The 25,700-nt window shown below is 30.6% G+C and carries 24 protein-coding genes and 1 pseudogene; 2 read left to right on the top strand and 23 right to left on the bottom strand.

What is annotated here, in order from left to right; genetic code table 11:
* From LQK79_RS11960 to LQK79_RS11930, 7 genes and pseudogenes are all read right to left on the bottom strand, one after another.
* A pseudogene (locus LQK79_RS11960) lies at window positions 1–398 on the bottom strand (hypothetical protein); the annotation flags it as partial.
* Between the two features lie 93 nt (window positions 399–491).
* Entirely contained in the window at window positions 492–1,811 is a 1,320-nt protein-coding gene (locus LQK79_RS11955) for a nucleotide sugar dehydrogenase (RefSeq protein WP_198150037.1), read from the bottom strand.
* Window positions 1,812–1,938: 127 nt separating this feature from the next.
* Window positions 1,939–4,278, bottom strand: a complete 2,340-nt coding sequence (locus LQK79_RS11950) for a glycosyltransferase family 4 protein (RefSeq protein WP_231016709.1) — start codon at window positions 4,276–4,278, stop codon at window positions 1,939–1,941.
* 12 nt (window positions 4,279–4,290) lie between these two features.
* On the bottom strand, window positions 4,291–4,860 hold the full coding sequence (locus LQK79_RS11945) for an acyltransferase (protein ID WP_231016708.1): 570 nt from the start codon (window positions 4,858–4,860) through the stop codon (window positions 4,291–4,293).
* Window positions 4,841–5,962, bottom strand: a complete 1,122-nt coding sequence (locus tag LQK79_RS11940; protein WP_231016707.1) for a DegT/DnrJ/EryC1/StrS family aminotransferase — start codon at window positions 5,960–5,962, stop codon at window positions 4,841–4,843. The genes LQK79_RS11945 and LQK79_RS11940 overlap by 20 nt, the downstream gene beginning before the upstream one ends.
* Window positions 5,955–6,920 (bottom strand): NAD-dependent epimerase/dehydratase family protein, encoded by a 966-nt coding sequence (locus LQK79_RS11935; protein ID WP_231016706.1) that lies wholly within the window; start codon window positions 6,918–6,920, stop codon window positions 5,955–5,957. Before LQK79_RS11935 ends, LQK79_RS11940 begins: the two co-directional genes overlap by 8 nt.
* 150 nt (window positions 6,921–7,070) lie before the next feature.
* A complete protein-coding gene (locus LQK79_RS11930) occupies window positions 7,071–7,232 on the bottom strand; it encodes a hypothetical protein (protein ID WP_231016705.1) in 162 nt (53 codons plus the stop codon).
* 284 nt (window positions 7,233–7,516) lie between these two features.
* Here LQK79_RS11930 and LQK79_RS11925 point away from each other — a divergent pair, with 284 nt between their 5' ends.
* The gene (locus tag LQK79_RS11925; protein ID WP_053242374.1) at window positions 7,517–9,232 is read left to right on the top strand and encodes a methyl-accepting chemotaxis protein; all 1,716 of its coding nucleotides are present in this window, start codon (window positions 7,517–7,519) and stop codon (window positions 9,230–9,232) included.
* Window positions 9,233–9,270: 38 nt separating this feature from the next.
* On the opposite strand, the gene LQK79_RS11920 is transcribed toward LQK79_RS11925, so the two are convergent.
* From LQK79_RS11920 to LQK79_RS11875, 10 genes are all read right to left on the bottom strand, one after another.
* The gene (locus LQK79_RS11920; protein ID WP_231016704.1) at window positions 9,271–9,789 is read right to left on the bottom strand and encodes a GNAT family N-acetyltransferase; all 519 of its coding nucleotides are present in this window, start codon (window positions 9,787–9,789) and stop codon (window positions 9,271–9,273) included.
* A gap of 24 nt (window positions 9,790–9,813) precedes the next feature.
* Window positions 9,814–10,710, bottom strand: a complete 897-nt coding sequence (locus LQK79_RS11915) for an MBL fold metallo-hydrolase (protein ID WP_231016703.1) — start codon at window positions 10,708–10,710, stop codon at window positions 9,814–9,816.
* A gap of 384 nt (window positions 10,711–11,094) precedes the next feature.
* Window positions 11,095–12,345, bottom strand: coding sequence for a phosphoribosylamine--glycine ligase (gene purD, locus LQK79_RS11910; protein ID WP_053242375.1), 1,251 nt, complete (start codon window positions 12,343–12,345; stop codon window positions 11,095–11,097).
* Window positions 12,346–12,367: 22 nt separating this feature from the next.
* Complete coding sequence (purH, locus tag LQK79_RS11905) at window positions 12,368–13,867, bottom strand: bifunctional phosphoribosylaminoimidazolecarboxamide formyltransferase/IMP cyclohydrolase (protein ID WP_231016702.1); 1,500 nt, start codon at window positions 13,865–13,867, stop codon at window positions 12,368–12,370.
* 36 nt (window positions 13,868–13,903) lie between these two features.
* Window positions 13,904–14,518 (bottom strand): phosphoribosylglycinamide formyltransferase, encoded by a 615-nt coding sequence (gene purN, locus LQK79_RS11900; RefSeq protein ID WP_053242376.1) that lies wholly within the window; start codon window positions 14,516–14,518, stop codon window positions 13,904–13,906.
* Window positions 14,506–15,504, bottom strand: a complete 999-nt coding sequence (purM, locus tag LQK79_RS11895; RefSeq protein WP_231016701.1) for a phosphoribosylformylglycinamidine cyclo-ligase — start codon at window positions 15,502–15,504, stop codon at window positions 14,506–14,508. The genes purN and purM overlap by 13 nt, the downstream gene beginning before the upstream one ends.
* A gap of 23 nt (window positions 15,505–15,527) precedes the next feature.
* Window positions 15,528–16,955 carry an amidophosphoribosyltransferase gene (gene purF / locus LQK79_RS11890; protein WP_053242378.1) on the bottom strand — a complete coding sequence of 476 codons (1,428 nt, stop codon included), beginning with the start codon at window positions 16,953–16,955 and terminating at the stop codon, window positions 15,528–15,530.
* A 106-nt stretch (window positions 16,956–17,061) separates the two neighbouring features.
* The gene (gene purC / locus LQK79_RS11885; RefSeq protein WP_053242379.1) at window positions 17,062–17,769 is read right to left on the bottom strand and encodes a phosphoribosylaminoimidazolesuccinocarboxamide synthase; all 708 of its coding nucleotides are present in this window, start codon (window positions 17,767–17,769) and stop codon (window positions 17,062–17,064) included.
* Between the two features lies 1 nt (window position 17,770).
* On the bottom strand, window positions 17,771–18,250 hold the full coding sequence (gene purE / locus LQK79_RS11880; RefSeq protein ID WP_053242380.1) for a 5-(carboxyamino)imidazole ribonucleotide mutase: 480 nt from the start codon (window positions 18,248–18,250) through the stop codon (window positions 17,771–17,773).
* A gap of 210 nt (window positions 18,251–18,460) precedes the next feature.
* Window positions 18,461–18,922 carry a chemotaxis protein CheX gene (locus tag LQK79_RS11875; protein ID WP_231016700.1) on the bottom strand — a complete coding sequence of 154 codons (462 nt, stop codon included), beginning with the start codon at window positions 18,920–18,922 and terminating at the stop codon, window positions 18,461–18,463.
* A gap of 159 nt (window positions 18,923–19,081) precedes the next feature.
* Here LQK79_RS11875 and LQK79_RS11870 point away from each other — a divergent pair, with 159 nt between their 5' ends.
* Window positions 19,082–19,474 (top strand): hypothetical protein, encoded by a 393-nt coding sequence (locus tag LQK79_RS11870; RefSeq protein WP_231016699.1) that lies wholly within the window; start codon window positions 19,082–19,084, stop codon window positions 19,472–19,474.
* Window positions 19,475–19,976: 502 nt separating this feature from the next.
* Here LQK79_RS11870 and LQK79_RS11865 read toward each other — a convergent pair.
* From LQK79_RS11865 to LQK79_RS11840, 6 genes are all read right to left on the bottom strand, one after another.
* Window positions 19,977–20,558 (bottom strand): ECF transporter S component, encoded by a 582-nt coding sequence (locus LQK79_RS11865; RefSeq protein ID WP_053242383.1) that lies wholly within the window; start codon window positions 20,556–20,558, stop codon window positions 19,977–19,979.
* A 174-nt stretch (window positions 20,559–20,732) separates the two neighbouring features.
* Complete coding sequence (locus LQK79_RS11860; RefSeq protein WP_231016698.1) at window positions 20,733–21,710, bottom strand: NrtA/SsuA/CpmA family ABC transporter substrate-binding protein; 978 nt, start codon at window positions 21,708–21,710, stop codon at window positions 20,733–20,735.
* 99 nt (window positions 21,711–21,809) lie between these two features.
* Window positions 21,810–22,547 carry an ABC transporter ATP-binding protein gene (locus LQK79_RS11855; protein WP_231016697.1) on the bottom strand — a complete coding sequence of 246 codons (738 nt, stop codon included), beginning with the start codon at window positions 22,545–22,547 and terminating at the stop codon, window positions 21,810–21,812.
* Window positions 22,528–23,298 (bottom strand): ABC transporter permease, encoded by a 771-nt coding sequence (locus tag LQK79_RS11850; RefSeq protein ID WP_053242384.1) that lies wholly within the window; start codon window positions 23,296–23,298, stop codon window positions 22,528–22,530. Before LQK79_RS11850 ends, LQK79_RS11855 begins: the two co-directional genes overlap by 20 nt.
* Before the next feature lie 388 nt (window positions 23,299–23,686).
* Window positions 23,687–24,676, bottom strand: coding sequence for a diaminopimelate epimerase (gene dapF, locus LQK79_RS11845; protein WP_231016696.1), 990 nt, complete (start codon window positions 24,674–24,676; stop codon window positions 23,687–23,689).
* A 105-nt stretch (window positions 24,677–24,781) separates the two neighbouring features.
* Window positions 24,782–25,564: an MBL fold metallo-hydrolase gene (locus tag LQK79_RS11840; protein WP_053242386.1), complete on the bottom strand. Its 783-nt coding sequence runs from the start codon at window positions 25,562–25,564 to the stop codon at window positions 24,782–24,784.
* Window positions 25,565–25,700: the final 136 nt, after the last annotated feature.

Below are 25,700 nucleotides of genomic sequence, written 5' to 3'. Positions count from 1 at the left end.
GCTACTGATGCTAATCTATCTATTGTCCCGACTGAGCTTAATTTTGTTACTGTTCCAACTGCGGCAACTCTTCCGATTGTTGCCACAGAAGCTAATCTATCTATTGTTCCGACTGAACTTAATCTCGTTACTGTGCCTACTGCACTAATTTTACTTATTGTTGCTACGGATGCTAATCTATCTATCGTGCCTACTGAACTTAATTTTGTTACTGTGCCTACCGTTCCTAATTTGTCCACAGTTCCAACTGTACCTATTCTACTTACTGTTCCCATAGCAGAAACAAGTAGTTTTCCGTCTGCATCAACTTCAACAGGCACAGCTTTACCAGCATTTAAACCATATATCTGTGTTTTCAATTGGCTAGCAGAGTTTTGAAACACTATGCTATTTGCCATAGTTTATCACTCCTTAATCCCGTTACAAATGAAGCAACTTTTAGCTTCATTATATTATACTTATTCACATACAGATGTGTTAAAATATTATTATTATAACAATTCAATATTACATCTATCTGAAATACCGCTAGTTGCATTTCTAGTATCAAAAACACACTTCGAGTACTTTTGTATAAGCTTGTAATCGTATTTGCTATGAGCGGTAGTTATTATTACAAGATCACTATTCTCCAAAACCTCTTTAGTAAGCTCTTTCGCACCACTATATTCTTTTCCATCATATTTATACACAGGAATATATGGATCATAAAAATTTACTACGGCACCTTCTTTTTTGAATTTTTCTATTATCCTAAGAGCAGGACTTTCTCTATAATCATCTATATCACTTTTATAGGCTATCCCTAATATCAAAATTTTTGAATTAACTAGTGCCTTTCCAAACTTATTCAACATTTTTATTGATCTCTCTAAAATATATTGAGACATATAGTTGTTTATTTCACCAGAAGTTTCTATAAGTCTAGTGTGATAATCATATTCTCTAGCTTTCCAGGTAAGATAATAAGGATCTAATGGTATACAGTGTCCCCCAAGTCCAGGTCCAGGATAAAATGCTTGAAATCCATATGGTTTTGTTTTTGCTGCCTCTATAACTTCCCATATATTAATTTTCATCTTATTGCAAATGATTGCCATTTCATTTATTAAACCAATATTAATATTTCTATAGGTGTTTTCGAGAATTTTTTCCATTTCCGCAACCTTTGGACTTGAAACCTTATATACTTCACTTTCAAGTATACTGCTGTAAAATAAAGCTGCTAATTCAGTGCTCTCCTTCCCTATTCCGCCAACAACCTTAGGAGTATTCTTAGTTTTATACACTAAATTACCAGGATCAACTCTCTCTGGGGAAAATGCAAGATAAAAATCACTCTCACATTTCAATGTGGATACTCGTTCCAATATTGGCATAACAAGTTCTTCGGTTGTGCCTGGATAGGTTGTGCTTTCAAGTATCACAAGCATATTTTTGTGCATATTAGCTGCAACAGCCTCGGTTGAAGATTTAACATAACTTATATCTGGTTGTTGATGCTTATCAAGAGGTGTTGGAACACATATCAAAATAACATCTACATTATTTATAAATTTAAAATTAGAAGTAGCTGTAAGTTTGCCACCACTTATTACTTTCTTAAATACTTCATCCTTTATATCATCTATATAATTATCACCTGAATTAATCATATCAACCTTTTTTTGTTGTATATCAAAACCAATTACATTATATCCTTTAACTGAAGTTTGTACAGCAAGTGGCAAGCCTACATATCCTAGACCTATTATACCCACTATGGCTGTTTTATTCTTAATTTTGTTTATTAATTTTTCTTTACTTTGCAAAATAAAGCACTCCTTTAAGCGAATAATTGAAATGATAGCCACGTATTTCGACAAATTATTAGTTTTCATATAAAACATGCTATTACATTATATTTTATCAAATGAAAATTTGTTAAAAAAGCATTACTTATAATTTACTATGATCATCAATATATCTTTCAAATTTCTTTACAAAACTGCTAAAAGTTAATTCTCTACTATCAACCTTCCTACTGCCTTGAACATAATTTCTATAGCTGTTATTCTCTATTAAATTCTTAGCTAGCATAAATAAGGCCTCAAAATCATCTACTTTAGGAAATATTTCATCTGCCTCTTTGTATAAATATGATATGGTGTAATACCCTGCAAGCATTGAGTCAAATACTCTACCATCTTCTTCATTTTCACCAAAAGTTATTATAGGCAATCCTGCATAGTATGCTTCTTCAACCGCATAACCTCCTGGTATATTATGCGAATTCAAATAAAAATCACAGCTTTTTAAATAGGATGAAGCATTTAAATTAAAGCCTAAAAAAAATATGCTTTTATTTAATAAAAAGGTTTCTGGTACATACTTTTTAAATTCGCTATACTCACATCCAAAAACTGCAAAGCATACATTATCTATTTCAGAAACAAGCTTTATTACAAATTTCCAAAATAGTTCACTTTTATACTTCATGCTCCTTCCAACTGATACTATTACCCTCTTATCATTATCAACATGAAGTAGTTCCCTTACATTAAGGCTCCTATCTATCTTATCTGTATTTATAGGTGATATAACATCAAACATATTTTTACAGCAATTACCTTTTTTCATATATGCATATACAAAATCAACTTTTCCGTCAAAATATGGCTCTGGCTGCTGAAACTGCATTAATCCTATTGACTTGCATGTTTTTTTTAATAATGGATACAGTGGAACACCTATAGGTGCATAATACATTGATGAATAAACACAATAGTTAATATTATTTTCACTTATAAACTTATAAAATTCCATAAACTTATCTTCTATAGTTTTCCCTTTAGGTACTAACAAATTTATATTTAGTTTTGAAAAACACTCTATGCTTTCATAAGCATTATTAAATTCATCTTTACTTAAAAGGCTTAGCACCGAGTAACTATATTCTGCTTTATCAATTTTATTTAAATAGTTTATAAAAAATTGAATAACGCTTTGCTTTATATCTAAACCATTTAATATAAAAAGCATATTCTTACTTTTTATATTTTTATCTTTGTTTTTAAAATATAGATCATAGTATTTGGTAAAAAACTCCTCACCAATCAACTCCATTTTCTTATATGCGCTATCATCTATATATTTAAATCTACTGTAACTATTAAATTTTCTATACATATTTCCATAATAATAGTTAAACTTACTAGTATAATCATATCTGCTTCTTACAAACCATTGTGATATATACTTCATATATTTTTTTTCCATATTATTATCAAGTAAGAAATTAAATAGGTTTTCTGAATTTACAATATCGTCACAGTTTGCCTTGAATTTCTCCTTCATCAAACTAACTTGGTCTAATATATCAAATTTTATAATATTTTTAATTTCCTCAACTTGTTTATTTAATGAATAATTATACTGAATAAAATTTCTATATTCTTTAGAATTATATTTATCTTCAGAAATCATTTGAACTGCTTCGCTTATGGTATTCCAGATATATTCTTTAGGATATATTGTTTTAGCTCCCACAAAATTATGCACTATAGGCTTTATACCTTTAGTCATGGCCTGCATAATACTCATATTCTGTGATTCTAAAATACTTGTGCACAAAATATAATTCTTATCTTCCAGCCATTTATCTAAATCGTTTTGCCACCCATCATATATTACATTATTCTCTATTGAGAATTCTTTTATCATCTGCTGAAAATACAAGATATCTCTATAATCCTGAAAGCTTCCTGCAATATACAATTTATATTTATTATTTTTATCGTAAATGGCTTTGAAAGCGTGTAAAAGTAACATTGGTCCTTTTTTATAATTAATATATCCCACATAAGCTATATTAAAGCCAACATTTCTATTCTTGAATTTATATTTTGATAAATCTATTCCATTTGGAATTACTTCAGTTTTACTTTTATTTAAATTAAATCTTTTAATAGAAAAATCCCGTATATGACTAGATACGAATATAAGCTTATCTACATTTTCCCAGTTTACATTTGCAGGATAAGCATTAAATGCTTCATAACTATGCAGCCTACATATAACTTTTTTTTCTTTAGCTACCTCAAGCTTACTTCCATATACTATTAGTTCATCACACCATTCAAACCAACAAACATCTGCCCACTGCATTCCCTCATCAATTTGGTTGTAATTTGTAACAATAGTCTTTCTAACCTCATATTCATCTGAAATTCTTATTATTATATCTGAAAGAAAATTATCTAGCCCTTGTTTAACAAAAAAAACCACTTTTTTTTTCATTGAACCACACCTTTAATCCTCATTATTAAAGTATTTTATTTTATAGACACCATCTTCATTTACTACCTCACCTACAATTCTTATTGGTGTACCAAAAGCAACACTATTATCTGGTATATTCTTGTTTACAAAACTATTTGCACCTATTATACATTTATCACCTACTATAATATTTTGCTTTATTACGGACATGCTCCCTATATAGGTGTTCTTACCAATATGCACATCGCCCCTTTTAAATGGTACCTTTCCACCACTTACTACGTGCATCGAAGAATCGTGAGTATATATATTAACTCCTGTGCTAATATTACAATTATCACCTATTTCAACCTTTCCATTGATTCCTTCTATCATAGTAAAGGGTCCAATCCAAACATTTTTTCCAATGATAACATTCCCCATAATAACGCTAGTGTCATATATACTGCTTCCTTCTCCACAATTTAAATATTTTGCTTTCTCCCATCTATCAAAAAATAATTCATTAGTTGGCAAAACCCTGTTCCATTTTTTATGCATTTCTTCTCTTTTGCTATGAGTATAGTTTTTAAGTTCCTCTTCAAATTTTATTTTTATCACCCCATAGTATTGATTTTTTTATACAATCACATATAAATTTTATCTCTTTCAAATCAAGTTCATAATACATTGGAAGTGCCAGTCCTTTTTTATATGAATATAGGGAGTTTTGAAAATTTTCATCATTAAGCTTATACTTATTTCTATAATAACTCTGACAGTGTACAGCATAGGCTCCTAAATTACTCTCTACACCATTCTCCTTTAATTTTTCTTTTACAAAATCCCTATTTATGCTATTATGAAGCAGAACATGATACGTTTGATAAATGTGCTTACCATAACCTTTTTCACATGGAATAGTTAGTAAAGTTTCATCTTTTAAAAACTTATTATATTCGTCAGCAATTTGCTTTCTGTAATCCATCATTTCTTTAATTTTTTTCATTTGCGCTATTCCTATAGCTGCTTGAATATCGGTCATCCTATAATTAAATCCAGCTTCAACAAAATCCGCCTTTCCATTTATACTTTTTTCGCCATGATTTCTTAAAATTCTAACTTTTTTTGCTATTTCTTCATTATTAGTTGCAATCATTCCACCTTCCCCTGTAGTAATTGGCTTTCTTGCATGGAAGCTAAAACATCCAACTTTCCCTATGGTTCCTACTTTTTCACCTTTATACTCCGTTCCCAAAGCGCACGCTGCATCTTCTACTACCTTTAATTTATACTTACGTGCTATATCCATTATTTTGTCCATATCAGCACTCTGACCAAATTCGTGCACAGGAATAATAGCTTTAGCTTTTTCTGTTATTTTTTCTTCTATTCTATCTGCATCCATACAAAAACTATCCAAGTTTATATCCACAAATTTTGTATTTGCTCCTACAAGTTCTACCGCATTTGCTGTAGCTGGAAATGTAAAATCTGGTACAATAACTTCATCTCCTTTTTTTACGCCTACAGCTAAAAGTGCAAGATGAAGTGCAGCCGTTCCGCTGCTTACAGCTATACAGTATTTCACCCTGAGATACCTTGAAATAATTTCTTCAAATTGTCTTACCTTTTCTCCTTGAACCAAATACCTTGAATTTAAAACTTTTGTTACCTCCTCTATTTCATCCCTTTTTATATACGGAAGCGATAATCTAATCATCCTTCATTCTCCTATACCATTCTATTGTTTTATTTAATCCTTTTAACAAATCATACTTAGGATTAAAACCAAGTAACCTTATTGCCTTTTCTATGCTTGGCACTCTTAATTCAACATCTTCATAATTTTTAGGTACATATATAATTTTTGATTTAGAATTTGCAACCTGCTTTATAAGCTGTGCTAGCATACCTATAGTTATAGTACCTTTAGGATTACCAATGTTAAAAGAATTGCCTATTGCTTTATCGCTTTCAAGGCACAATTTTATTCCATCTATGAAATCATCTATATAACACCATGACCTTATTTGATCTCCATCTCCATGCACTTTAATTGTTTTATTCTTTATAGCTCTTACTACAAATTCATGAATTGCACCTTCTCCTACTTGACCCGGTCCATATATATTAAATGGCCTTACCGTTACAGTTTTAAGGCCATATTCTTTATAGTAACTATTTGTAAGATGTTCAGCCGCAAGCTTACTTACTGAATACGTCCATCTAGCTTCCCCTACAGGTGCTAAATTTGTTGTGCTATTTTCATTTACTTTGTAGGCGTAAACACCAAAAACTTCACTAGTAGAAAAATCAATAAATCGTTCTATACTATTTGAATATTCTTTAATAGCTTCTAATATATTAAAAGTTCCTATCATATTCACCTTCATAGTGTTTACAGGCTCTTTAATTACTGTATCTATTCCTGCTATTGCTGCAAGGTGAATAATAATATTGGGTTTGAATTTATCTACAACTTTCTTTAAAAATGAAAAATCTAAAATATCTCCCTTAACTAAGGTCACATTTCTTTTATTAGTTAAAGGTGTGTTTTTTACTGCATTTCTTTTCAAATTATCATATATTAAAATTTGATTACCTTCTAACAATTCTGTGCATAATCGTGCTCCAATAAATCCTGCTCCACCTGTTAATAATATTTTTTTATTTTTCACATTAATCACACCTTAAAAATAATTTTGCATACGTAAATCACTATATTATATTTTAAAATATATTTTTTTGTGATTTTATATAAAAATATAGAGCACATGATAACAAACCACTAAGCTTGCATCATGCGCTCTATACTTTCCTAAAAAGCATTACATAACCACTATATTGTTTTTTTCTGTAGCTCTGTAAAGATAACATGGATTTTGAATGCAAAATATATAAGATTCATTTTCATTCTTGTATTTAACTATACCGTACAAGCCTTTCCATTCATTGTTATCTTCTATTCTAACAATACTGCCAATATCCAACCAAATGCACCTCACTTTATGCGACCTACAAATATACATATTAACCATAAATGCAAATGTTATACATAACATTTAAATGTATTTTTTAATTGAGTATCTTTCTAACATTACAGCCCACATTTTAACATAATTATACACAAAAATATAGAAAATACACATATATTTATTTTATATGCCCTTATATTGACAAAATACAAGTTAAGCTATAATATTTAAATTGTTGTAAACACATTTTATAATCATCAAATTTCATTTTGATCAAAATTCAAGAGGTGTATTCATATATGTTAAAAAAATTAAAGATATCGCAAAAATTAATTGCTGTAAACATAATAAGTATTTTATTTCTAATATCGGTTGGAATTATAGGAATCATAAATATGAAAGCAATGAACAATAATACAAATAGCCTATACAACAACAACTTGTTAAGTCTTGAATATTTATATTCTATACAAAACAACATAAATTTAGGTTTATCAGACGTAGAGCACAGTATAAATCCAAATTTCAAAGATGATATAAATTCTTCTGAAAATCATCTCCAAGGTCTTACCGATGTAACTAACAGTACCATATCTCAAATTGAAGAGATTGGACATTTGTCTTCTCAAGAAAAAAAAGATTTAGCACAAGTAAAAAGTCTTTTGTCTGAATACAGAGCTACTAAAGATAATATATATAAAGCTGTAGATCATGGAGATTACAACTCTGCATCTAAAATATATTCCGAACAATACAGCGGCATGAGGGAACAGCTTATTTCAGCTTTAAATACCGTAATAAAAGATGATATATCGGTGGCGAAAAACGTTTCAATTTCAAATCATAAGGTCTATATGGATTCATTTGTTGTACAAGTTATAATCATAATAATTGCAGCAATACTTTTGTCAATATTAGGAACAATAATGTCATTATGGCTAAAAAAGAGAATAAAAAATATAATAAATTTTGCTGATAGCTTATCAAAGGGTGATCTCATTCATGAAATAAAAATAAATTATAATGATGAAATTGGGACTATGGGAAAAGCTTTGAATACAGCTACAGAAAATATGAAAAATCTTATTTTAGAACTTGTAAATGATATGAAGGTTTTAGCAAACTCCAGCGAAGATATAACAGCCTCAATGGAGGAAGTTTCAGCTAGCATGTTTAACATAAAAGAATCCACTGAATTAATATCCAGCGATAATATAAAATTGAATTCTTCTACAAGTGAAGTAAGTTCATCTACAAATGAAATTAATAATCAATCTATTGAACTTAGTAAAAAATCTATAGATAGCAACAAAATTTCATCTGAAATTATGAAAAGAGCTGCAAACATCAAAACTAAAGCTGATAATTCATCTAAAAACATTAATAATTTATACTCAATAAAAAAGGCTGAAGTTAAAAAAGCAATTTCTGATATTAAAGTTGTGAATGAAATAAATACTATGGCTCAAGATATTGAAGAGATATCAGAGCAAACAAATTTATTAGCACTTAATGCATCTATAGAGGCTGCTCGGGCTGGTGAGGCTGGGAAAGGCTTTGTAGTAGTTGCCGAAGAAGTTAGAAAACTTGCAGAGCAATCCAACAATATTGTAGCAAAAATAAAAGCAAATGTAGGTAAAGCTACAGCGGTTACAAGCAATTTAGCTGGTCATGCTAATGACATTCTTGAATTTATAAATTCACAAATCATGTCTGATTATGAAATGTTAACGCGCATTGGCGAGCAGTACAAAAGTGATGCTCAGTTTATATCCGAAATGTCTAATAAAATATCAGCATCAACAATTTCAATTAAAAATAATATATCAAAGGTAAATCCTGTTATCTTAAATATATCATCTGCCTCTGAGGAGTCCTCTTCAAATTCCGAAGAAATACTTGCAAGTATTACGGAAACTAGTTCTGCCTTAGAGCATATAGCAAAACAATCTCAAAAGGCCTCTGAACTATCTAAAAAGATAAATGAAATGATTTCTAAATTTCAGGTAAAATAAAACCATGTTATAGATAGGCAACGTGAAACTTGAAAATTTCAAGTTTCACGTTGCCTATCTATATTTATCCAATATCTACAAATACCATGAAATATATCTTGAAGTTTACCATTGTTCCTTTCTATAATTTTTCTAGATGGCATATTGCCTTTAATGCACGTTATAAATACTTTATTTACACCACTTTTTTTTGCTTCTTTTAAAAGTTCTTTTAAAAGAATATTGCCATATCCTTTTCTTCTTTCCGAAGGTCTTATAGTATATCCAATATGCCCACCAACTTCTTTTAATCTATCATTTAAATGATGCCTTAGCTTACCAATTCCTACAGGTCTATCATTTATATAAAGCCAATAAATAGTTTGTGGTACATATCTTGAGCTCAAATTCATTCCTCGCGACAATTCGAAATGACCTTCTAAATAACTTTTAAATTCGTCATAGCATATTCGGTATCCTCCATTTATAAAGCCATTTTCTCCCGGTCCAATTTCTTTAATCATTGCAAATATGTCTGTGCCATCATAAATTGACAGCTCCTTTAGCTTAATTTCCATGGATTATTACTTCCTTAAAGTGCTTTATTGTGGTTTTTTAAAATAATATAAATTTCCATCTTCAATAGAATATTCAAGTAAATTCTTGTTGTATAAATATGAAATAAAAGCAGCTACGGAAGCAAGATTTATATAATATTCGTTAAAATCCATAGTTAATTCGTTTAAAACAGCTAAATTTTCAAGCAGATTTTCCTTAGTAAGCGGCTGGTCAAATAGTTCCATTACCTGTTTTTCATAATTATCTATATTACTTAAATTTTTATCTATAACAGGAATAAATTCTTCTTTTGTGAGTATCTTATCACTATGTCCTATTACAAAATAATCGGCATCGATATCTTTTAAGTAATTTAAAGTCTCTTTCTCTAAGTTTACGTCATAAAGATATGGAAGCGAATGCTTTTTAATATTCTCAACAGAAAAAATGCCGTCTCCAACAAAACAAACTTTTTCATGAGTAATTATTCCTATTAAATCTATTGTATGCCCCTTTAGGCTTATAACCTCAATTTTTTCATCGCCTATTTTATTTTCCCCTTCATTTGCAATAAAATCAACCATAAACGGCTTGTTACTTTTATGTATATCCTTCACAGGACTTGCTCCAAAAAGACCATAAGGATACAGATAAGGATTTTCCATACTTATTTTTTCCTTTTCAGAAGCATAAACAATACATCCAGGATATGTATTTTGAAAATAAGCATTGCCACCACAGTGATCCAAATGATGATGAGTATTTATTATATATTTAGGATGAAGTCCATTCTTCGCCAACACTTCATCTATTTTTCTAGCATCACTATTGTCCTTTCCTGTATCTATAAGAAGACAATTTTTGTTTTTAAATACGTATACTCCTATATTAGTTGGAGCATTTATATAATATGTATTACCTTTTATTTTTGTTAGTTCCATAATCTTATTATTAGACAAGTTCTTAGTATTAGTTAAAATGATCACTCAAATATTGTCCAATATTACCTCCCTTTTAATTATTATACTGTTAATTGACCTCAAAATTCAATAACCATTCCAACATTAAACGTTTTGTATTAATATTGTTTTCTTTCACCTAGTCAATCAACTACCTCAATATAATCCAATATATTTTAAATGTGGAAGCGAAGTAACAGCGCTGAAGGAACAATTTAAAAAAATTCTAATAAATCTTGATGAAAAAATCGTAAAATACTTAGATATTTCAATTTGTCTGAGCTCTGGGAGTTATTGAAATATCTTAGGATTTTACGATTTTTTCATCTTAGATTTATAGAATTTTTTTAACGTTACAAAGCACTGTTACTTCGCTCTTCCTATATCGTTTCTATAATATATTCCTTCAAACTTAACTTTCTTTATATCACTGTAGGCTTTATCTATTGCGTCATCTAAACTGTTTCCTCTTGCTGAAGTGCAAAGCACCCTTCCACCTGCTGTTTTATAAACTCCATTTTCTAAGGTGACTCCAGCACAAAAAACTTTATCATTTACATCATCTATGCCTGTTATTTCATAACCCGTTTTATAACTCTTAGGATATCCCTTTGAAGCAGCAACTACGCAGCAAGCATTGCCATCATACCATTGAAGATCAAAATCTGATAATTTTTTATCCAAAGCTGAATTTATAATATCTACCAAATCACTCTTCATAAGATAAAGTACAACTTGAGTTTCTGGGTCTCCAAGTCTAACATTATATTCAAGAAGATAAACTCCTTTTTTAGTTATCATGATTCCAAAGAATATTATTCCCGTAAAATCCATATCTTCTTCTTGTATTCCTTTTAAAGTAGGCTTCAAAATATTCTTATCAAAGCTTTCAAGAACTTCTTTTGTACAATATGGATTTGGGGCAATAGCTCCCATACCTCCTGTATTAGGTCCCTTATTGTCATCAAAAATTTGCTTGTGATCCTTAGCTGAAACAAAAGGAAGTATAGTTTTGCCATCTGTTATTGATAAGATAGATGCTTCTACACCTTCTAAATACTCTTCTACTACTACTTTTTTACCTGATCCTTTAAACACATCATCAACCATGAATGATTTTATAGTGTCTTCTGCCATGTCATAGCTTTCGCAAATAACGACACCTTTTCCTGCTGCTAATCCATCTGCCTTTATAACTATAGGATAAGAACATTTTTTTAAGTATGAAATTGAACTTTCTGCATCTGTAAACACTGCATACTCTGCTGTTTTTACATTGTACTTTTTCATAAAATCCTTTGAAAAAGCTTTACTTCCTTCAAGTCCGGCAGCATACTTATTAGGTCCAAATACTCTTAAACCTTCTTTTTTAAAATCATCAACTATTCCATCTACAAGAGGTGCTTCAGGTCCAACCACTGTAAGTGAAATATTATTTTCTTTTGCAAATTTTAAAAGTTCACAATTTTTATGAAACTCTACATTTTCACATTTTGCTTCTTTTGCTGTTCCACCATTTCCAGGTGCGCAATAGATTTTTTCAACTTCAGAATTTTGTGCCATTTTCCAAGCCATAGCATGCTCTCTTCCACCAGAGCCTATAAGTAAAATCTTCATAATAAACCTCCAAAAACCTTAATTAATGTTTAAAATGCCTTATACCTGTCATAACCATAGAAATTCCATACTTATTACATTCATCTATAGATTCTTGATCCCTTATTGATCCACCAGGCTGAATTATGGCTTTTATACCGTGCTTTGAAGCCTCTTCTACAATATCTCCAAATGGGAAAAATGCATCTGAAGCAAGAACTGTAGCTCCCTTTCCTCTCTCCATAGCATCTTGTGCCGGCCAAATTCTATTAACTTGTCCGCCACCTATTCCTTTTGTAGCTCCATCTTGTACAACCACTATAGCATTTGATTTTACATACTTTACAACCTTCATACCAAAAATCATATCTCTTTTTTCCGCTTCACTTGGTGCCTTTTCAGTAACAATCTTCATATCTTCTATAAGCTTATCATCTGCACTTTGAACCAAAATAGCTCCATCAACTTTTGCAAGTTCGAATTTATCTGAAGGCTTTTTAGCAGCTTTTATAACTCTTAAGTTTTTCTTTCTTTTTAAAACCTCCAAAGCATCTGGAGTAAAATCAGGTGCTACTATTATTTCAAGGAATATCTTTGCCATTTCTTCTGCCGCTTCTTTATCAACAGTTTTATTTAAAGCAACTATTCCACCAAAAATAGAAGTTGAATCACAATCATAAGCCTTCTTATAAGCCTCATAAGGAGTTTCTCCCATAGCAACACCACATGGGGTATTGTGTTTTAAGGCACAGCATACAAGCTCATCAAATTCTGAAACTACTTTCCATGCAATGTCCATATCCTTTATGTTATTGTATGAAAGTTCCTTTCCATTAAGCTGATCAAAATCTTTCATAGCTCCGCTTCCTGTTGCTGCTTCATAGAATGCTGCTGATTGATGTGGATTTTCGCCATATCTTAAATCCATTTTCTTTTTATATGGTATAGTTAAATATTCAGGATATTCATCTTCAAGAAGAAATCTACTTATAGCTCCATCATAAGCTGACATTAAGTTAAATACTTTACCCGCAAGCTTTCTTTTTACAGCGTATTCTACTTCTCCATTTTTTTCAATCTGTTCCATTACTTCTTTATAATCATTTACATCTGTAAGTACTGTTACATCTTGAAAGTTTTTAGCTGCTGCTCTTATCATTGTAGGTCCACCAATATCTATAAATTCAACTTTTTCTTGAAATGTAATATCACTATCCACTTTATCAAAAAAAGGATATAAATTTACAACTACCATATCTATTGGTTTTATTCCTTTATTCTCAATAGCCTTCATGTGTTCTTCATTTCCTCTTATGGCTAAAATTCCTCCATGTATAAAAGGATGAAGTGTTTTAACTCTTCCATCAAGCATTTCATCAAAACCTGTTACATCTGAAACTTCAACTACAGGAATTCCATTTTCTTTGAGATATTTAAAAGTCCCTCCTGTAGAAATTATTTCCACTCCCTTTTTATTTAAAAACTGTGCAAATTCTAAAACTCCATCCTTATTAAAAACACTTATAATCGCTCTTTTTAACATAATAAACTTATACTCCTTTTCTATATATAAAGTTAATTAAGCCTTTAATGATACATGCCTTCCAACCTTTTTTATTTTTCCCTCAGCTAGAAGTTTAACTGCCATAGGTAAAATTTTATGTTCTTCCACTAAAATTCTCTTTTGAAGAGTTTCAGCAGTGTCATCACAAAGAACCTCCACAGCTTTTTGAAGTATTATTGCTCCTGTATCAGTCCCTTCATCTACGAAGTGAACTGTACATCCAGAAATTTTAACTCCGTATTCTATAGCCTTTTCATGAACCTTAAGTCCGTACATTCCATTGCCGCAAAATGAAGGGATAAGAGATGGATGTATATTTATTATTTTATCCTTAAATTCATGAAGTAAATCACCATTTAATATAGAAAGAAATCCTGCGAGAACTATTAAATCTACTTTGCCCCTAAGTAAATTTAACACTTCATCTGAAACCTTTCCTTTGTACTCTTTTCTATCAAAAACATAAGTTTTTATTCCATGCTTTTTTGCACGTTCTATTCCAAAAGCCCCTTTTTTATCGCTTACGACAGCCTCGATTACTGCGCCCACTATTTCCTTATTTTCAATTGCATCTATTATTGACTGAAGATCTGTTCCACCACCGGATATTAGAACAGCTATTTTAAACATACTCCATTACCTCCAGCTTTTACATATCCTATCTCATATGCCTTTTCTCCCATATCTTTAAGAGAAGAAAGAACATCTTCTGCATCATCCTTAGAGACACATAATACGAAGCCTATCCCCATGTTGAAAGTGTTAAACATATGCTCTTCGTCAACTCCAAGAGACATTATATGTTTAAATATTGCTGGAACTTCAAAGCTATTTTTGTTTACTACAGCTGTAAATTCTCCTTTAAACATTCTAGGTATGTTTTCATAAAAACCGCCCCCAGTTATATGCGCCATACCCCTTATTTCAAAGTTTTCTAAAAGTTTAAGTACTGGTTTTACATATATTCTAGTTGGAGTTAAAAGAACTTCTCCCATTTTCTTTCCGTTAAATTCTTCATCAAAATTAGTTATAAGCTTTCTAACTAAAGAATATCCATTACTGTGAATTCCTGAAGAAGCAATTCCTATGAGCACATCTCCATCCTCAATTTTACTTCCATCAATTATTTTGTTTTTATCAACTATTCCAACAGCAAAACCGGCAAGGTCATATTCTCCTTCTTTATAAAAGCCAGGCATTTCAGCTGTTTCTCCACCTATAAGAGCACACATTGCATCGCTGCAGCCTTCGGAAACGCCCTTTACAAGATCTGCTGCTACATTTGCTTCAAGTTTACCACATGCTATATAATCAAGAAAAAATATTGGTTTTGCTCCATGACACAATATATCATTTACGCACATTGCAGTACAGTCTATTCCTACAGTATCATATTTCTTAGTTTCGAAGGCTACTGCAAGTTTTGTTCCAACTCCATCAGTTCCAGATACAAGAACTGGATTTTCATAACCTTTTCCTATTTCAAACATACCTGCAAAACTTCCAAGATTATTTATAACTCCAGGTATAAAAGTTTTTGAAGCATATTCTTTCATTAACTTTACAGATTTATACCCCTCTTCTATATTAACTCCACTGTCTTTATATGTTACCATTCATACACAACCTTTCAAAATATTTATTCTTCAAGTCTATCTTTTGCTGCTTCCATAGGTGCAGATACTGGATAAACTCCATTAAAACACCCAAGGCAAAATGTTCTATCTTTATCAAGCGTTTCTAAAAGTGATTCTATACTTAAATATCCAACACTATCAGCACCTATAAAATCACTTATTTCCTTTACGGTTTTGTGTGAACCTATAAGTTCTTTTCTATAAGGTGTATCTATTCCAAAGTAGCATGGGAATTTTACAATTGGTGAAGAAACTCTAAAGTGAACTTCTACTGCACCTGCTTCTCTAAGCAAATCCACAAGTCTTTTACTAGTTGTTCCCCTAACTATAGAATCATCTATAAGCACAACTCTTTTTCCTTTAATCATTGATTTTACTGGATTGAGTTTTACAGATACAGCTTTCTCTCTAAGTTCCTGAGTTGGGGATATAAATGTTCTTCCAACGTACTTATTTTTAATAAGTCCTAAGCTGTATGGTATTCCTGAAGCTTTCGCGTAACCAAGCGCTGCTGGAATTCCTGAATCAGGAACTCCTATTACAAGGTCAGCTTCCACAGGTGATTCCTCAAAAAGCTTTTCTCCTGCACGTTCTCTTGCTTTATAAACATCAATTCCATCAATTACACTGTCTGGTCTTGCAAAATAAATATATTCAAAGGAGCAAGTCTCACATTTTGTTCTCTCTGCAAAATTAATGCTCTTAAGACCATCTTTATCTATTATTATAATCTCTCCAGGTTTTACGTCACGTACAAATTCCGCTCCAATAGTGTCAAGTGCACAACTTTCAGAACAAAGTACATAGCTTTCATCATATTTTCCAATACAAAGAGGTCTTATACCATTTGGGTCTCTAACTCCTATAAGCTTATCCTTTGTAAGAATAACAATAGCATATGAGCCTTTTACAGCTTGAATAGCATCAACTACGGCATTTTCTATTCCTTTTTTAGCACTTCTTGCTATTAAATTTAATATTACTTCAGTATCTATTGAAGTTTGAAACATAGTTCCACAATCTTGAAGAAGTTCTCTTATTACATCTGCATTCACAAGATTTCCATTATGCGCAATAGCAATAGAGCCAAGCTTGAAATTACTTAGAAGTGGCTGGGCATTTGTAGCATTACTTCCTCCTGTCGTAGAATATCTAACATGGCCTATTGCAGCATTTCCAGGCATAGAATCTAAAATTTCAGTGTCGAATACATCAGATACAAGACCCATTTCCTTATAAACCTTAATTTCATTGCTATCGGATACAGCAATTCCAGCACTTTCCTGCCCCCTATGCTGAAGCGCATATAGTCCATAGTAAGTTAAATGTGCTGCATCAATATCCTTATTAGAAAAAATACCAAAAACTCCGCATTCTTCTTTGAACTTATCGATATCTTCGTGTTCAGCTGTATATTGCATATTTTTCATAGCTATCTCCTTCTTACAATTTATATTTAAGCCTAATATAGACTGAAGTATAAAAATAACTTCAGCCTATGTCAAAACAGATAAGGTAAGCCTCTTTTTATGTATTCTACTTACCACTTATCCTCTTTAATATTTCAATGTATGCTTCCTTGACATTTCCTAAATCTCTTCTAAATCTATCTTTATCAAGTTTTTCGTTTGTCTTTTCATCCCATAACCTGCAAGTATCAGGACTGATTTCATCTGCAAGAACAACTTCACCATGAAATCTTCCAAATTCAATTTTAAAATCTATCAATTTTATTCCTTGTTTATGGAAAAATTCTTTAAGTACATTATTTACAGTTTCAGTCATTGCATAAATTTTCTTTAATTCATCAAAAGTTGTAGCTCCAATTGCTACTGCATGAGTATCATTTATAAGTGGATCACCAAGTGCATCATCTTTATATGAAAGTTCAAAAACTGTTGTTTTAAGTTCTGTTCCTTCTTCAAGACCAAGTCTCTTAGCCATACTTCCTGCTGCTATATTTCTTACTATAACTTCAAGAGGTACTATTGAAACTTTTTTGCAAAGCTGTTCTCTATCATTTAATTTTTCCTCAAAGTGAGTTTTTACTCCATGTTTCTCTAAAAGTTCAAATAACATTGAAGTAATATTATTATTAAGTACTCCCTTTTCATCTATCTGACCTTTTTTTTCTCCGTTAAAAGCTGTTGCATCATCTTTATAATATATAATTACTTTATCCTTATCATCTGTTGCATATACCTTTTTAGCTTTTCCTTCATATAGTAATTCTTTTTTTTCCATATTAAAATTCCACTCCCTCTTCATTGTCTTGTATAAATTTTTCTTTCATATCTTTTCTAAATTGAACAAGTTTTTCTTTAAGTTCTGGATATTTTAAAGCAAGCATCTCAACTGCAAGCATGCCTGCATTATAACTATTATTAATTCCTACAGTAGCAACTGGAATACTTTTTGGCATTTGAACAATTGAAAATAATGCATCTAATCCATCTACTGCAGCATTTATAGGAACTCCTATTACTGGAAGTGTTGTTTGAGAAGCAATAACTCCTGGCAAATGTGCTGCAAGTCCTGCACCTGCAATTATACATTCAAAATTTTCTTTTTCTAATTTACTGATAACTTCACTTAATTTTTCAGGAACTCTGTGAGCTGACAAAACGTATGCTTTATAATCTACTCCAAATTCACTAAGCGCATTAGCTGCACCTTTCATCTTATCGGTATCTGATTTGCTACCAAATATTATAGCAACTTTCATTACAATTGCCTCCTTATATGAATTTCCTTTGTCACTTTAATTTCATGTTAGCATAATATTTTTCATAAGTCAATAACATTATCTATACTTTATTCATTAATGTTCGTACTATATCAACTATACTTATTTTTTTATCCAGTATTGTTCGTGTTTTAAGTTTATCTATGTACAAAAAAGCCACAAAAGAAAACTTTTGTGACTTCTATTTTATTAAACTATGGAAATATCAAGTTCGAGAGTACCACCTATATCAAGGGCTAATGGTATACATATTGTTTGATTATTATAATTCATCTTTGCTTCTGGCTTATTTATCTGCATGATTGGAGGTGTTATATCTATTTTTTTATTTTGATGTGAAAAATGTATTCCGGACTGACCAGCTATCATATTGCAAATCTCAGAAACAGCACTGGCTGTAATCTCATTAAGTTCTTCAACTGGAAACCCTCCCATCATTTTTGATGCAATTCTCATTGCTGTTCCTTTATCAAAGCCTAAAATAATATTACCCTTTACATCGCCTAAAACCCCAATAGTTATAGTAACATCTTTAATTTCTGAAAAACCTTGCTTTAAAAAAAGTTTTTCTTTATTTACAGTAATATTACATACTTGTTTTAAAATATCAACGCTTGACATAACGAATGGATTTATGTATTCAACTTTCATAATTATATATCACCTCTAACTTAATCATGCTTCATACGGTGATTATATTATATCAGATATTATGTCTATATACCAATTTAAATATAAATAAAAAAAGTAACATTTTTACTGATATTCAATATTATAATATAGTGTATTTAAATTATTTGGAGGTTACTTATGGATTCTGATAACGAGATTAGACATGACAATAAGCACGACCATCATGATAAACACTGTGAACATGATGATGAAGATTTTGAATTTCAACCAATGCCATATTGTCCTTTTATGATGAACAAAAATATGGGACCTATGATGGGTGGATATCCTATGGCAAGTGGATGTCCTATGATGAGCGGTGAAGCTCCTATGACAAGTGAATGTCCTATGATGAGCGGTGGTGAAGCTCCTATGACAAATGCATCATATGATGATGACGATTCTGATTGGGATGATGATAGTGATGATTCCGATGAATATAGACATAAACATCACCGCCGCCGTCGTCCTTATTACCCATGGTTCTATCATAAATATCATAATATGATGCCTTGGTGGTGGATGTATTAGCACTAATCATCTTCTAAAGAAAATGGGGCTGTCGCACTAAATATATTAAGTCATAATTTATAAAAATTGTGAAGCAATAACTAATTTTTTTCGCCTAAAAAGAAGGCGAAAAAGCTAAGAGTGAAGGGTTTTAACTTGCGCCGCTTGTTAAAAAGTGAACTTTTTTACCTTCAGTAAAAAGTTAATGATGATTTTCTTCCGTTCCTCTACGGAAAATCTTTAATTTAAATTAAAAATTTTTCTGCAGCGGAGCGCAAGAAAAATCACCTTAACTTTTGGCTTTAGCCGAAAAGTTCACCTTTGACGTGCAATGCATCGTCAAACCCTTCACTCTTCACATAAGTGAAAAAGTTAGTCTTTTAACGAGCAAAGTGAGTTAAAACCCTTAACTCCAATTAATTCGCAATATTTATTAATCATAATTTAACAATTTTTAGTGCGGCAGCCCCATCCTTACGCAAATTACAAAAAATTTAATCTTAATAAGATTCATTAAGCTTTATTACATTTTCAGTTTTTTTATTATCATAATAACGGGAAATGATACAACCAAGGCAGCTCCTGCCGATATAAAACCATTTAAAACTAATAATAAAAGTGTTTTCACTGCGGCATTATAACTTATATGAAATGCATTTGCATAAGCATCTATATACAAAATGTATATCATAGCCAGAACCCCTATAGTATTCGTAAAGGAGCCAGCAACAATTCCTAAAAACACACCTAGTTTTTCAGACTTACGTCTAAATAATACATACACATAATAAGCGGCAACACCAATCAATATTCTTGGCAAAACTGAGACTATTGGATTGAAAAATATAAAAGACGCAGGTGTAGGCGTATTTATAGCTTGTATAATACTAAAAATCCCAAAAAATAATCCTATAAAACCACCAACTATAGGTCCTCCAACTATCCCTCCTATTATAACTGGGATATGCATAATTGTAGTTTTAAAAGGTGGTATTGGTAAAAATCCCAATCCTGTTGCTCCAAGCACAATTGTTACAGCAAACAACATACCTATCATTGTAATTTGTCTTGTTGCAAGCTTCTTTCCACAAATTTTTTCCATCATTTTATTTACCTCGCTCTCATTCCTTATTGGATATAAGTCGAAATTTAAAATATTAATTTTGACTTAAAGTTCAGTTTTATATAAATTAATAAATACTGACTTGTTAAAATTAGTGCACGATGCACAATTTGTGACCTCTTTATTTTCAAAATTTTAGGTAGTATACCTATAAATTCAGCTCACATTATCTATTAAGCTTTTTACATCGATATTCTTTTTAAGCATACCATTTTTCATTAAAAAGTCTTTAGTATCATTTAAATCTTTTATATCTTTATTGGTAATCTTAGGATTAAAATCATATAAATCATACATAGCTTTAACTTGATCAAGTGATAGCTTTACTTCTTCACTAGTATAGTTATATGCTTTGTCCTTACTATTCTTCATGAAGCTTAAACTTTTATCATGAACCTTTAAATATCTTTTTACTATGTCAGGGTACTTTTTAATGAATTTGCCAGATACACCTATTACTATTGTTGCATCAAGTATGCCTTCTCCTGTAGTTATTACATGTGCACCATTCTTTTTTGCGTTATCTACTGATGCACCTGCTACTAGTGCTGCATCGGCACTGCCAGATAATAGTGCTGATACACCGTCAGGTATTCCCATATTTATAAATTGAACATCACTTGATTTAAGACTATCTTTTTCGAGCGCACCTAAAAGAAGCTGATGGAGTATTGTCCCCTTAGGTCCAACAACCTTTTTCCCCTTTAAATCTTTCATGCTTTTTATCGATGGATCTTTTGCCATTATTGTAAATGCCTTTGGTGCTCTACTATAAACACCTATTATTTTAATATCAACACCGTTTGCTGCTGCCAAAATAACCGAAGTTGCACCTATTGCATTGCAAAAATCAAGCGAACCTGCTGCAACTGCCTCCGTCATTTTAGAACCTTCTGTTATTTGTGGATAAGTAATTTTTATATTGTCTTTTGAAAACTCATTTTCAAAGAGCTTTTCTCTTTTTTCCACTATAGATGGTACATTTAACGGTGATTTTACATAAGATATACTTATGCTTTTGGGAACATTCTTTTGGGATTTCGTCTCGGAATTTTGAGCATTGCCACATCCATTAAATAAAGCTGCTATCATTGAAATTGTAAGTAGCACACTCAATTTTTTTAAAATCTTCATACTTAATCCTCCTCCTTATATTTATATATAAATAAACCACATACAAGCTTTAAGTTAACTATAGAATTTTCGGTAACATTCAACTCTTTGCTCTCTACTCTAGTTAATGCTTTTATAGGTATTTAAAATGCTTTTTTTATATTCTAAAAACTTACTATCTTCAGTATTTCTATAATAATCTAGGTCAATCTGAATTTCTTGCATTATTATTCCGTCATTCATAACAACAACTTTCTGACCTAAATATATTGCTTCTTCCACATCATGTGTCACAAACATAAAAGTTTTACCGCTTTTAACAAAAATGTCCACAAGTTCATTTTGAAGTTTTCTTCTAGTAAAAGCATCTAAGGCTCCTAAAGGTTCATCCATAAGTATAATTTCTGGATCAAAACACAAAGTCCTTCCAAGAGAAACTCTTTGAGCCATTCCACCTGAAATCTGACTTGGATAAGCTTTTTTAAAATCATAAAGTCCTAAAATTTGCAATATGTCTTCAACTTTATCTTTAACATATGATTTATCTTTACACTTTATGAGAGAAAACGCTAGATTCTGTTCAACAGTAAGCCACGGCATAAGTCTTGGCTCTTGAAAAACAATTCCTACTTTCTTTTTGCCTTTCTCTTTGCAATTTGTAAATTCAATATGTCCGCCTGTTTTACTCTCAAGTCCTGCAACTATTCTAAGTAACGTTGTTTTTCCACATCCACTTTTACCAACGACAGTTATAAAACTTTTTTCTGGCACAACAAGGTTAATATCTTTTAGAGCTTGAAATATTTCATTTTGAAGTTCAAAAACTTTTGATAAATTTTTAACTATCAACCCCGCCATAATCTATTTCCTTTCCATATTTGTTAATTAGCCTTTCTGTTATTTTTATAAGTACATAATCAATAACATAACCAAGTATACCTATAGATAAAATTCCAACTATTACAACATCAGGTCTTGAAAGCTGCTCTGCATCCACTATCATATATCCAATTCCAGATGATGCAGCTATAAGTTCCGCACCCATGAGCGACCTCCAGCTATATCCAAGTCCAAGTTGTACTCCTGTCATTATTGATGGTATTGCTTGTGGAAATATGATCTTTAAAAATTTATCTCTGTTAGTAAAACCAAGTGAATCCCCTACCTCTAAAAGTTTCTTATCATGATTAGTGATTCCATTTAACGTATTAGAGAAGATTGGGAAAAAAGTAGCAAGAAAAATAACAAATAACTTTGAAGCTTCACCTATTCCAAACCATAATATCAGTATTGGTATAGTAGCAATAGGTGGAACATGCCTCATAAATTCCATAAAAGGCTCCACATATGGAATAGCTTTAGGCTTGGCACCAATAAATATAGCCATAGGAAAAGAAATTATGAAAGTTATTATAAATCCTGCAATTACTCTTCCTAAACTTATTATCATATTTTTTGCAAGTTCTCCTGATTTTATCATCTCCAAAGTGGCCAAAAATACCTTTTCTGGAGATGGTATTATGTATTCATTAACTATATGTAATTTGCTTATAATAGCCCATACAAGTATTAGTATTACAGGCAAAATTAAGCCTTTTAACTTTTTCATATTTTTCTCCTAAACCTAATTGTTTAATATTTAACTTGCAGCTATTATCTTACTACTAATACTTTTCTTTGTAAAGTTTCATATACATAATTATAAAATTAATATTTTAATTTAAAATTCTATACAAATTATTTCTAATATGGCATTTTACATAATAAAGAAGCTTTGTTTTAAATAAGTGTCGACTTTTACACTTATTTAAAACAAAGCCATAAAAAAAACACTGGTCATTAAACCAGTGCTTAAATATTATATAAGGGAGATCATTCTATACAACGATAGTATTCTAAGCTATTTATCTCTTAGAATGATTTTATTATACCTTAAAAGTATTTATTTTGTGTTTATATTATGCAAATATTTTGTAAACACTTTCTATGTGAGATTATTATTGTATGCATTTTCTTGTGTACTTAAAAAACTCAGCATAATCTTTTGTTTCTTCTTCATAAGGAGTATTATCTACAATAACATTATTTACTTCATTATTGCTAAATTCCATAGTCCCTTCAAATACAAATGTAGCATTCCCTATAAATTCAACCAAATAATTACCATTTTCCTTCTTATGAACTATAGAATTTATCATACCACCATCATTAAATATAGAAATTTTTCGGTCAAAATCCACCTTTCCACTTAAGCAAGCCGCAACACTTGAAGCAGTCATAGCTGTTCCACAAGATTTTGTAAGTCCTACTCCTCTTTCATAGGTTTTAACATATATGTCTTTTTCATCAAATACTTTAACAAAACTTACATTAACCCCTTTTGGTAATACTGACTTTGTGCTATTACCCTTTACACCAACCTCTACAAGCTCATTTGTATCTATTTCATTTACTATAGAGATTAAATGCGGATTTGTTATGCTTATAGCTGCAAATTTTAACTGATCTGATAATTCTGGTACATTTTCAAAAAGAACACTATCCTTCTTTGAGTTCATAGGTAGTGATTTAGGATCAAGAGAAATAGAATCAATGAATATCTTTACAGTCTTTATCCCCTTGTACACTTCTTCTTGTTTTTGAACAAAATATTTTGCTTTCATAGTTTCTATTTGGATTTCATCCTTTTTAAGAATTTCCATAACATATCTTCCAACACATCTTAGTCCATTTCCACACATTTCAGCTTCTGAACCATCTGAATTAAATATTCTCATCTTTGCATCACATATGCTGCTTTTTTGAACAAATAAAATTCCATCACCACCAATGGATTTCTCTCTGTTACATGCTAATATTGCTAATTCTTTTCGTCCCTCTTCACTAAAATTATAATCATTATTATATTCATCAATTAATATAAAATCATTTCCAGTTCCATGGCATTTTAATATATTTATCTTCATATAAAACACGTCCTTTTTCATTAAATATGCATAAAATACTATAATAATAATTATATCATCATCATTAAAATAAAACCACAATATTATATATAGTAAAACTGTATAAAGTCCAAAAATAGTTTATATTTAATTTTCTGCTTCAACATGTATATTTATACTTAAATCACCATCGTCACCATGACTTATATTTACAACATGTTTATATATATTAGAATTTTCAAGATAATTTTTAAAAGAATCCACTATTAAGTATGTCTCACTATTTTCATTAGTCTTAAATGCTAAATCAAGATATGATTCTTCTTTTTGAAGCTTAATTGACATATTGCTAATTTTTCCGCCATCACTTATTTTTTTAGCACTATTTTTAGTTCCTTTTACTGAATTTACAGCTTTAATTGCCTGAACTACCTTATCATTTACATTATCACATACATAATTAACATCACTTACATTATATCTTGTTATTACATCAGCTGCGTTTTCCGAAAGCTTGTCATTGCTAGAAGTTAGTACAATACAATCAATCTTATTAATCTTATAGTTATCAATAGCTTTAAAAATGTAATTAACTTTATTAGAATCCTCTGGAACATCGATTAAAACATTTTTATTGTTATATTGAATTAAAACGCATTCTTCATTTCCAATACTATACACTTTCAATTTCTTTGAATCATAACTTGAAAGGGCTGCTTTTTCATTTTTATTATAACTTTTATTATCAGAAGCATATTTAGGTTTATCCGGAGATACCATGCAAAATCCAGTTACAGCTGTAAATAAAGATAAAACCATTATAGCAATAAATAACTTATTTACTTTTTTCTTTAATATCTTAATTATAATAGCCATCATACTAAAAATTATAAAAATAAGTGAACCAGTTACAAACAAAATTACTGCCATAATCACACCCCTAAATTTGTTAATGTTAGTATGATTATTGACAGTAATTGTTATTTATATTCACTATAGATAGACAACTTGAAACTTTAAAATTGCAATCTCCAAATTTATCCTGATAAACTGGAATTTGTCGAGC

It is taken from the genome of Clostridium guangxiense (genome assembly GCF_021043395.1).
GTDB lineage: Bacteria > Bacillota > Clostridia > Clostridiales > Clostridiaceae > Clostridium_S > Clostridium_S guangxiense.
Note: the sequence above shows the minus strand (reverse complement) of the source record. Positions and strands in the feature narration are given on the sequence as shown.